The sequence below is a fragment of the Flavobacterium aureirubrum genome (genome assembly GCF_038739835.1).
Taxonomy (GTDB): Bacteria; Bacteroidota; Bacteroidia; order Flavobacteriales; family Flavobacteriaceae; genus Flavobacterium; species Flavobacterium aureirubrum.
Window position 1 is genome coordinate 1 of record NZ_JBCGDO010000034.1, and the last position, 10,837, is coordinate 10,837.

Genomic DNA, 10,837 nt, shown 5'->3' on the forward strand with positions numbered 1-10,837 from the left:
CAAATAATTTATCTCGAGTTTTCCAAGCTGATATTCAAGCTTCAAACGGTGTAATCCATGGAGTAAATAAAGTATTGAAACCTGTGTTATAATAAATAATGATTTCTGTAAAGAAAGAAGCCGTCTCAAAACTGAGGCGGTTTTTTTTATTTCCCTAACTCTAACGCCCAATCATTGGCAGCTTTAACGGCATCAACTATCGTTTCTTCCAAAGTGCCTTTCTCAAAAACTTGAAGTGCCCGTTCGGTAGTTCCACCTTTAGAAGCAACTTTTGCAATCCATTGTTCATTGGATAACGAATAACTATTTTGGATAGCAACCGAACCCATAAACGTTTGATTGACTAATAATTCAGCCTCCGATTCGTTGAACCCTAAATCAACAGCCGCTTTAATCATGGATTGCATAAAATAAAAAACATAAGCTGGACCACTTCCCGAAATGGCTGTAGCAGCATCAATCAATTTTTCATTTTCTACATAAACCGATTTTCCTGTGGTGTTGATTAAATTTTGTATGATAAACAATTCTTTTCTATCAACATTGACAGAAGCGGTAAAAACCGTCATTCCCATTCCTATTTGTGTTGGGATATTGGGCATTGAACGAACCACTTTTGAACAAGAAAGTTGTTCTTCCAATTTGGCTAAAGTAATTCCAGCCATAACTGAAAAAATAATCTGATTATCTTTCAAATAGGGCTTTATGGATGCTGCCAAAACAGCAAAATCCTGAGGTTTAACTGCTAAAATTACAATATCAAAATCACCAATTTTTTCTGAAGCAATAGTTGAAATATTTGCTACTGAAATACCATTTTCTAAAGCTAGAAAACTACTATTTCTAACCAATACATGAATATCATCGGGCTTAATAAATCTTGAACTAATAAAACTATTAGCATAGGTTTTACCCATATTACCATAACCAACAATTAAGACTTTCATGACTTTATAGAAATTAAAAACTCTGTTTAAAGATAGGATTTCAAACAGAGTCTTGAAAATGAATTACTCAAATATTATTTCTTCTTTTTTTGAATTTGTTTTTGTGCTTCAGCTTGTTCCATCATTTCTCTCATTTTCCTTTGGAACTTACTTTCCGTTTTAGGCTTTGTTTTATTTTCTTCAATTTGAGCATGAATTTTATCACTATCAATAAAATAACGCTTAATTACAATCATAATACCGATAGTAATTAAATTAGAAATAAAGTTATACAAACTCAATCCTGAACCATAATTATTAAAAAATAACAACATCATGATAGGAGAAAGATAAATCATGATTTTCATGATTTTTGCCATATCTGGCATTCCTTCCTGTGGTGGTTGTGCCATCATCTGATCCCCAGAAGTCATTTTCATGTAAAAGAAAATAGCAATCGACGCTAATATTGGAAATAAACTAATATGATCTCCGTATACTGGAATATGAAATGGTAATTTATATATCTCATCAAATGAAGATAAATCATCTGCCCATAAAAATCCTTTTTGCCTCAATTCAAATGCCGACGGGAAGAACTGAAAGGAAGCATACATAAACGGAATTTGTATCAACGCAGGAATACAACCTGCCATTGGATTCACTCCAGCTTTACTGTAAAGCTTCATAGTTTCTTGTTGCTTTTTCATTGGATCTTTTGCAAACTTTTCTCCTATTTCAGCAATTTCGGGACGCAAAACCTTCATCTTGGCTTGAGATAAAAAAGACTTGAAAGTAATTGGAGACATGGCAATTTTAATTAAAATAGTAAATACTATAATTGCGATACCCAATCCCATGAAAGAACTTAAAAACCCGAAAAGCGGTACAAAAATAAATATATTTATCCAGCCAAAAATACCCCAACCTAGTGGAACGATTTCTTCTATGTTTTTATCATAGTCATTTAATACCTTGTAATCTGTTGGTCCTAAATACCAATTCATTTCATAATCTAATTCACCGTTTTTAAATGCCAATGGTAAAGTAGATTTAAAATTTTTAGTAAAAACAGTATCAATTTTTTCATCGTTTACCAAATCTGTAGAACTAATTTTTACATTTTCAACAGGTGTTTGCGACAATAAAATTGAACTGAAAAAATGTTGTTTATAAGCAATAAAAGTGACTTTTTCTAAAATATCATCTTCTTGTTTTCCTAATCCTGCGTAATCAACTTTACCATCATTTTCGTAATAAAGTTCGGCATAACGGTTTTCATAAGAAATGCTCTTTTCATTTCGATAGGTTTTTAAATCCCATTGTAAATCTGCCGTTTCTTGATTGTTTAAAACAGAAGTTAAACCTTGTGTTTTCAAGTCAAAATCGAGCATATATTCATTTGGTTTTAAAACATACTTGTATTCCAAAAATGAATTTTCTCCCGATTTCAACTTCATAGAAAGTATTTGATTTGATCCAACTTTTGATAATGAAGGCTCGAAAAACAAATCTTTTGTATTTAAAACTCTGTTATCTTTAGTTTGAAATTGAAGATTAAAATTGGCATTCTTATTTTGTATCAGCGCTACTAATTCTTTAGAATTTTTATCAATTTTTTTAAAATCTTTTAAAATAGCTTCAGCAATAAATCCACCTTTGTTTGCGATTTTTAATTTAATCACTTCATTTTCTAAAACGGTAAAATCATCTTTAGCTGAAGGCAAAGTAGCCGAATAAGCAAAACTTCCGAGTGTTCCTTTTAGTTTCTGAATTTTAACAGAATCTGCAACCGTAGTATCTGTTATTGTTTTGGCAACATCTTTTGTTGCTTCTTGTTTCACTTTGGCTTCGATCGCTTTTTCTGTAGTAGCCTTTTTCTGTTGTTTGACTTCGCTTTCCCTGTTATTATACATCATCCAAAGTATAATTACAAAAATTAAAGCAAAACCTATTATCGAGTTTAAATCAAATTTCTTTTCTTCCATATTGTGCCGAACTTAGTTCAGTATCTTTAATTACTATTATTTTTTATTTTTTACCATTGCGGATACAAAGCTAACAAAAATTGGGTGCGGATTTGCAACCGTACTTTTATATTCAGGATGGTATTGAACACCAATAAAAAAGGCGTGATTTTGTACCTCAACAATTTCTACCAAACCTGTATCGGGGTTCACACCTGAGGCAATTAAACCCGCATTTTCCAGTTGTTTTCGATAATCGCTATTGTATTCGTAACGATGACGATGACGTTCTTGAATTTGTGATTGTCCGTATATTTTGTGCGCCAAAGTACCTTCAGCAATATCGCATTTCCACGAGCCAAGACGCATTGTACCACCTTTATTAATGATATTTTTTTGTTCTTCCATTATAGAAATCACAGGATGAGAAGTTTCTTCATTCATCTCTGTTGAGTTAGCATCTTTAAATCCTAAAACATTTCTAGAGTATTCAATAACGGCCATTTGCATTCCTAGACAAATACCGAAAAATGGAATATTATTTTCACGAGCATAACGCACAGTTTCAATTTTTCCTTCAATTCCTCTGCCACCAAAACCTGGTGCAACGAGAATTCCGTCTAAACCTTGTAATTGTTCAGCAACATTTCTTTCGTCAATAAATTCAGAATGTACACTTATAATATTCACCTTAGTTTGATTGGCTGCACCAGCATGGATGAAAGCTTCCAAAATAGACTTATAAGAGTCTTGTAACTCAACATATTTCCCAACCAAACCCACATTTACTGTATGTTTAGGATGTTTTAATCGATGCAGAAAAGTATTCCAATTTTTTAAATCGGGTGATGCTTTTTTTGGTAAATTTAACTTCTTAAGTGCTACAATGTCTAATCCTTCTTCGAGCATTAAATTAGGAACTTCGTATATGGTGGAAGCATCAATGGATTGGATAACCGCTTCACGTTTCACATTACAAAATAAAGCTAGCTTTTGCCGTAACTCGTCAGACAATTCGTGTTCAGTTCTACAAACTAGAATATCCGCTTTTATTCCGCTTTCCATTAGCGTTTTTACAGAATGTTGTGTAGGTTTTGTTTTTAATTCTCCAGCAGCAGCAAGATAAGGAACCAATGTTAAATGAATTACAATTCCGTTTCCTTCTCCTAATTCCCATACTAACTGACGAACAGATTCGATGTATGGCAAGGACTCAATATCACCAACTGTGCCACCAATTTCAGTAATAACAATATCAAAATCGCCGGTTTTACCCAGCAACTGCATGCGTTCTTTAATTTCATTGGTGATGTGTGGAACTACTTGCACCGTTTTTCCTAGGAATTCGCCTCGGCGTTCTTTTTCTATTACAGATAAATAAACCCGTCCTGTGGTAACATTATTGGCTTGTGAAGTAGGAACATTTAAAAAACGCTCGTAATGACCTAAATCTAGATCGGTTTCAGCACCATCATCAGTAACATAACATTCGCCGTGTTCATAAGGATTTAGAGTTCCTGGGTCAACATTAATGTAAGGATCAAATTTTTGAATCGTTGTTCTGTAACCTCTGGCTTGTAATAATTTTGCTAAAGATGCGGCGATAATCCCTTTTCCTAAAGAAGAAGTCACTCCACCAGTAACAAAAATGTATTTTGTTTGATTCATTGTATTGTTTGTTGTAGTTGTGTTGTTGTAAAAAACGAGGCAAAAATAAGAATTTAAAATGGATTTAAATCTACGAATCTAAAAGTCTAGTAATCTAAAAATCTTTCTGAGGATATTGCTTTTTAATGTTGCGGACCAATTCTTCCAATCCGTTTAATTTGAGTTCGTAAACCAATTGCAATTGCTCACCAAGTTGGCCTTTTGGAAACCCTTTATTGCTGTACCAAACCACATAATATTCGGGCAAATCGATAAGATAGTAGCCTTCATATTTGCCGAAAGGCATTTTGGTGTGTGCCAGTTTTATAAGAAGTTGTTGTTGGTTGTTCATGTCATAAAAGAGAATAGAAAAAAGTACTTAGAATATAGACTTTATGAAATATCAATATTCGATTCTCCTTTTTCTTTATTCTTGAAACTATTTCCAATTGAAAACTATTTCTCTTTTAATATCGGGATGCAAACTAAAATGAACTGGACAAGTCAATGCGGTTCGTTCCAAAATGGTTTTGGTTTTTTCATCTGCTTCCAAATTCATAGTAAAAGTCACATGAATTTCTGAAATACGTCGCGGTTCTGCTGCCATAACTTTAGTAACTTCGGCTGTAGAACCTGAGAAATCTACATTCATTTCTCTTGCCTTAATTCCCATTACCGTAAACATACAACTGGCCAAACCATTAGCCACAGTATCCGTTGGAGAAAAAGCTTCTCCTTTACCATTATTATCCAGCGGCGCATCTGAAATAATTATACTTCCAGATTGCAGATGTGTCGAAGAAGTTCTTAATTCTCCCAAATAAGTGACTTTTGAAGTTGACATTATAACGCTTGTTTAATGGTTAAATCGTTATCATAATAAAGGATATAAACTCCTTTGTTAGAGTATCCGAATGTTGAATTTTCTTGATAATCAAACTTATTCTCTATTTGTTCTGTTGAAATAGTTTGAACTGTTTCTTCAAAAGTTTTTTCTTGAGATAAACGAAGTAGTGTATCAAAGGTGATATCAAAACCACGAATTGCATACTCGTTAGGCATTATTTTATTTATTTTTTTATATTTTCGGTCAAAGTGGCTTGCCTCTACCGTTTCATTTGGTCTTGAAAGTGATGGATATAATAATTTAAGTTTTGTAAGTCTTGTAAGTGATATCTCTTCAAAGTCTAAGGTTTCGTTATTTTCCATGATTACCATCTGAATTTGATACTCTTTTTGAAGTGCAATCATAGCTGATGTTGAAGACAAAATCATACCTGTACTTTCGGTCGCTATTATAACATAATTCAATTTGTCTTTTACTAAATGAATTTTCAAACTATCAGCTACAAAAGTGTTTTTAGTGCTTAGTCCAACTATCTTTGTTTCCTTACGATTTTCCTGAATATACTGTTTTATACTTCCTTTTTTTGCGTCGATAACAGCAAGAATATTTCCTCCTCGATTTGTCATATAATCAAAAACTGAACTTCTCAATAAATCTACCGAAGGCATTGACTGGTATAAATTAGCGTATTTTTTTCCAATTTCTTTTGAAAGTGGTGAGATAACTGGCGTTTTACTAGGTTCAAGAAGTTCGGCTAATTTTTCCACATTCGATTGATAAAAAGGACCAATAATGGCGTTCATTTCAGAAAGTCTATTCTGTTGCACCAGATTATTTACATTGGAAGTGTTTTTTGTTTCTTGAGAATCTAAAATTTTAATATCTACATTCATTCCTAATACTTTGGCAGAGTCAATTGCCATTAAAACACCTGAATAGAAATCTAATGTCAGGTTCAAAAATTTATCTTTTTTTAATCTGGCTTGTGTGGTATTCACCGTATCACTTTCAATTTTGGTGATATTAAACGGCAAAAGTAATGCGAGTTGTTTCCTCGCATTCGTGTTTAAACTTTTCAATAAATTTCCCTGTTCTTTTTTGGGGACATTTGCCTTTTGTATCATTGGCACTCGCAAAATCATTCCGAGTTTTATTCCTTTTTTTAGTTCAGGGTTTAGTTGAATTAATTCGGTTTCAGATATATTAAAATCGCGAGCTATAGTTGCAATCGTTTCTTTTGGTTTTACAACATATTCTTGAAGATATTTTTTAGTGCTTTCGGCTGCTGGTTTTGCCGTAACTGGAGTAACATTTTCGCTAATTGATGGAATATTTCCTGACACTGCAAGCTTCAAGCCAACTGGAAAATCGTTTACAATTTGTGGGTTCAATCGCTCTAATTCTTGAATGGTCATTCCATATTTTTTTGAAATTCCATACTTAGTTTCCTTAGGCTCAATAATATGAAAAGTAGCATTCCCTTTCATAGTTTCCGCTTTTGGTACACTTTTTTCTACAACTTTCGGCGTTTCTTTTGGCGCAGAAACTGCTTTTTCTACTGCAGGTTTTTCATATGTCGCTTGACTTGCATTAGCAGAAGGAATCTTTATTGTTTGACCAATTTTTAAGCCCTCTTTTAATAAATCAGCATTAGCGTCTTTTAGCGCATCAACAGTTACTCCATATTGTCTTGAAAGACTAAACAACGTTTCTTTAGGTTGCACTAAATGAGCAGTTGAATTTGATTTTGGCGTAGCTTGTTTTGGACTACTAGCCGCAACTTCTGCCGTTGATGGCGGAATTAGTAAAACGCTTTTTAACTGAATTCCGTTTTGAGAGTCGGGATTCAATTTAAAAATATCATAAGGCGTTACTCTATACTTTTGTGCAATGCTATTTACTGTTTCGCCGTCAGAAACAGTATGCTTGATATACTTTTCTTGCTTCGCCGAAACGGAAAATGCGAAAGAAAAAACAGTAAGCAATATTGAATAAAGAATGCGATTTTTCATGTAGTTTCTTTTTATTTAACGTCTAAAGTTAACAAAACTTTTTAATATCAATCTTATATGCCTATTTTTTCGTTAACTATTTCTTGTTAACAAAAACTATTCCCATTCTATTGTAGCTGGCGGTTTTGAGCTAATGTCATACACTACTCTATTCACGCCTTTCACTTTATTTATAATTTCATTGGATATTTTCATCAAGAAATCGTAAGGTAAATGTACCCAGTCTGCGGTCATGCCATCAGTTGATTCTACCGCGCGAAGTGCTACTACTTTTTCATAAGTGCGTTCATCACCCATCACGCCCACGCTATTAATAGGAAGTAAAATGGCTCCAGCTTGCCATACTTTATCATATAACCCGTGTTCTTTCAATCCGTTTATAAAAACAGCGTCAACTTCTTGCAATATTCTAACTTTTTCATGCGTAATTGCGCCCAAAATCCTTATCGATAATCCTGGTCCGGGAAAGGGATGTCTACCTAAAAGTTCATCATCTATACCCAAAGTTTTGCCCACTCTTCGCACTTCATCTTTGAACAACATTCGCAAAGGTTCAACTATTTGCAGTTTCATGAAATCGGGTAAACCGCCCACATTGTGATGCGATTTGATAGTGGCACTTGGTCCTTTTACAGAGACTGACTCAATTACATCAGGATAAATTGTCCCTTGTGCTAGCCATTTTACATCTTCAATTCGGTGTGCTTCTTCATCAAAAACTTCTATAAAAGCATTTCCAATAGCTTTTCGCTTCGTTTCAGGGTCATCAACACCGTCCAAAGCACTCATAAATCTTGCTGTGGCATCAACCCCTTTTACATTCAATCCCATGTCTTTATATTGATGCAATACGTTTTCGAATTCATTTTTTCGAAGCAATCCGTTATTTACAAAAATACAATACAGGTTTTTCCCAATGGCTTTATGCAACAACACTGCAGCTACGGTAGAGTCTACTCCACCAGAAAGTCCGAGAACTACTTTGTCTCCTTTAACTTTTTCTTGTAGCTCTTTAATACAATCATCTACAAACGCATTGGGCGTAAAGTTTTGCGGAACCTGAGCAATCTTTACCAAAAAGTTTTCCAAAATTTGCTTTCCGTCAATTGAGTGATAAACTTCGGGATGAAATTGTATGGCATAAGTAGTTTCGCCTTCAATTTTATACGCTGCGTTTTCCACATCATTGGTACTGGCCAATTTGACGCCGTTGGTGGGCAAATGCTTAATGGTATCACTATGACTCATCCAAACTTGAGAATTAGGACTTACATTTTCAAAGAAAACTTCATTTTCTTTAATGTATGATAGATTAGCCCTTCCATACTCTCTGATAGTTGAAGCAGCTACTTCGCCACCTGAAAAATGAGCTAAATACTGAGCACCATAACACACGGCTAATAAAGGTAAATTACCTCGAATAGCAGACAAATCAATTTGCAAAGCATCTTCTGAACGAACGGAAAAAGGACTTCCACCAAGAATGACTGCTTTATAGGATGATAAATCAGTAGGAACATGATTATAAGGGAATATTTCACAGAATATATTTAATTCCCTAACTCTTCTCGCAATAAGTTGTGTGTATTGCGAACCAAAATCTAAAATAAGTACGTTGTGTTGCATGCGCAAAAGTAGTGTTCCTGTCGGAAAAATAAAAACCTAAAATTTAATAAACAGGAAGTTTTAAAAATAATTGAATGATAGTTGTAAAAAAAACTACTGCTATTATTTATTATTCATCGGCTTCTGCTTGAAACTAATTTATTTGTGCGCTTTGTCGATTATTATATTTATTTTTTATCATACAATGCGCTATCGACCGTTGAACATATACGAGCGGTCGGGCTTATTCGTGATTTTAAAAACAAAGAAGCGTATAAATAAAAATTTCGCAAAGTCAAGAGACATTTGAGGAGCTTGTCGTAGGAACTCTTTGCAGAGCTGGGTACTTAAAATTTAACGATTTTTTATTGGTACTTTATTGGATTTTATTTCGCCATTAAACAAAACATAACCATTATCTTCTATTTCTTTTAATTGATTTATTGTAATATATTTTTTCAAAGATGTAGCATCATTCTTTAAACTTAACGTAAAAAAATATTTATACTCTGAATTAAATTTATAGATATAATAAGATGTTAATTGTTCTAGAAAAAAAGGTAATGTGCGATAATAACTAAAATATTTTGTTTCACCTGGATGAATTACCACATAATTCATTTCCCGTTGAAATTTAATTTTTTTAATACTAATTTTTTCTTTTAGATATTTTTCATTTAATTCTTGTTTTATAGTATCATTTTCTATCTCATTTTTGTCTTTTCTAAATTCAAAACCTTTTGTTGTAAGCTGAATTGCGTATTGTAAATAATTTGGTTCAAGTATTTCATTATCCTTAAAAACATTAAATCTAATATTTTCTTGCCCGAAATTCTCAACATTATCAAGTTCTTTTTTTATAAAAAAGGCATATTTTTTCGTTCCGATATTAGTTATTTTAAAATTAATCTTGTTAACGGGAATGCTATCGTAGATGAAATTATCAGAATCCATAAGGTAATCAATAGTGCTACTGTCAACGATTGACCTCGAATAAATCTCATTGTTTATAATTTCAATTTTTAAATCTGCGTTTTGATTTTTACCCTTACAAGAGCATAATATTAATGTAAGATATAAACAATATGTATGTATATTAATTTTCATTTATTTTTATATGAATTAGCGGTTCATATATTATCCAATTATTTTTTTAGAAATAAAGTAGCAAACATAAATCCAAATCCAACCATAAAATACCAAGCAAAATACTTTTTATTATAGCTTGATTGATATTTTTTTATGAGTTTTTTATATTTATCACCTTTGAAAAAAGTGAAGTAATTTATCGACATAATTGGAATGAAGAAATATATAGTCATGTTTAAAATGAAATCATATTCCCCATCTATTATAATTAAATTTAAAAAATTTAGTTTATGATTTAATATATAATTATTAAGAAATAAATAAGTAAACATGGAAAAATTTGTAGTTGCAAAAGCAAAATAAAAATTAGACGTAAATTTCCATATATCGCTCATTATACCGTTATTTTGAGCAGTATATATCGAACTTACCATGATTTTATAGTATAACTTTTTCATAATTAATCTCCCCGATAGCGCGGATTTATAATCCGTGCCCATAATCAACTTCATAACAAGCTTCGTGCCTACAATCAACTTCAAAACAAATCTAACAAAACTACTTCCAAATCATTATTTAAACCCGCATAATTTCTAGCTGAACTAAAATAATAATCCTCAGGAAAATCAACTATTTTATCTTTAACGGGATTTGAATGAATGTATTCTATTTTTTGTTTTATAAATAAATTACTGTAAATATGTTCAGCATGATAACCATCTTGCCATACTTTATAGTGTTGTT

The 10,837-nt window shown here is 32.4% G+C and carries 10 protein-coding genes and 1 pseudogene; 1 reads left to right on the plus strand and 10 read right to left on the minus strand.

What is annotated here, in order from left to right; all coding sequences use genetic code 11:
• Positions 1 to 92, plus strand: a 92-nt coding sequence (locus WFZ85_RS16485) for a fasciclin domain-containing protein (protein WP_413789730.1), incomplete at its 5' end; no start/stop codon positions are given.
• Positions 93 to 146: 54 nt separating this feature from the next.
• Here the strand turns inward: WFZ85_RS16485 and proC are convergent.
• From proC to WFZ85_RS15135, 10 genes and pseudogenes are all read right to left on the minus strand, one after another.
• Positions 147 to 947 carry a pyrroline-5-carboxylate reductase gene (gene proC, locus WFZ85_RS15090; RefSeq protein WP_342697101.1) on the minus strand — a complete coding sequence of 267 codons (801 nt, stop codon included), beginning with the start codon at positions 945 to 947 and terminating at the stop codon, positions 147 to 149.
• Positions 948 to 1,021: 74 nt separating this feature from the next.
• Entirely contained in the window at positions 1,022 to 2,914 is a 1,893-nt protein-coding gene (gene yidC, locus WFZ85_RS15095; RefSeq protein WP_342697102.1) for a membrane protein insertase YidC, read from the minus strand.
• A gap of 36 nt (positions 2,915 to 2,950) precedes the next feature.
• On the minus strand, positions 2,951 to 4,561 hold the full coding sequence (locus tag WFZ85_RS15100) for a CTP synthase (RefSeq protein WP_342697103.1): 1,611 nt from the start codon (positions 4,559 to 4,561) through the stop codon (positions 2,951 to 2,953).
• Between the two features lie 94 nt (positions 4,562 to 4,655).
• Positions 4,656 to 4,892, minus strand: coding sequence for a DUF3820 family protein (locus WFZ85_RS15105; protein WP_342697104.1), 237 nt, complete (start codon positions 4,890 to 4,892; stop codon positions 4,656 to 4,658).
• A gap of 87 nt (positions 4,893 to 4,979) precedes the next feature.
• Complete coding sequence (locus WFZ85_RS15110; RefSeq protein ID WP_342697105.1) at positions 4,980 to 5,384, minus strand: OsmC family protein; 405 nt, start codon at positions 5,382 to 5,384, stop codon at positions 4,980 to 4,982.
• Entirely contained in the window at positions 5,384 to 7,399 is a 2,016-nt protein-coding gene (locus tag WFZ85_RS15115) for a LysM peptidoglycan-binding domain-containing protein (protein WP_342697106.1), read from the minus strand. The genes WFZ85_RS15110 and WFZ85_RS15115 overlap by 1 nt, the downstream gene beginning before the upstream one ends.
• 96 nt (positions 7,400 to 7,495) lie before the next feature.
• Positions 7,496 to 9,025, minus strand: a complete 1,530-nt coding sequence (guaA, locus tag WFZ85_RS15120; protein ID WP_342697107.1) for a glutamine-hydrolyzing GMP synthase — start codon at positions 9,023 to 9,025, stop codon at positions 7,496 to 7,498.
• A 333-nt stretch (positions 9,026 to 9,358) separates the two neighbouring features.
• The gene (locus WFZ85_RS15125) at positions 9,359 to 10,111 is read right to left on the minus strand and encodes a hypothetical protein (protein ID WP_342697108.1); all 753 of its coding nucleotides are present in this window, start codon (positions 10,109 to 10,111) and stop codon (positions 9,359 to 9,361) included.
• A 38-nt stretch (positions 10,112 to 10,149) separates the two neighbouring features.
• On the minus strand, positions 10,150 to 10,551 hold the full coding sequence (locus WFZ85_RS15130; protein WP_342697109.1) for a hypothetical protein: 402 nt from the start codon (positions 10,549 to 10,551) through the stop codon (positions 10,150 to 10,152).
• A gap of 80 nt (positions 10,552 to 10,631) precedes the next feature.
• A pseudogene (locus tag WFZ85_RS15135) lies at positions 10,632 to 10,837 on the minus strand (REP-associated tyrosine transposase); the annotation flags it as partial.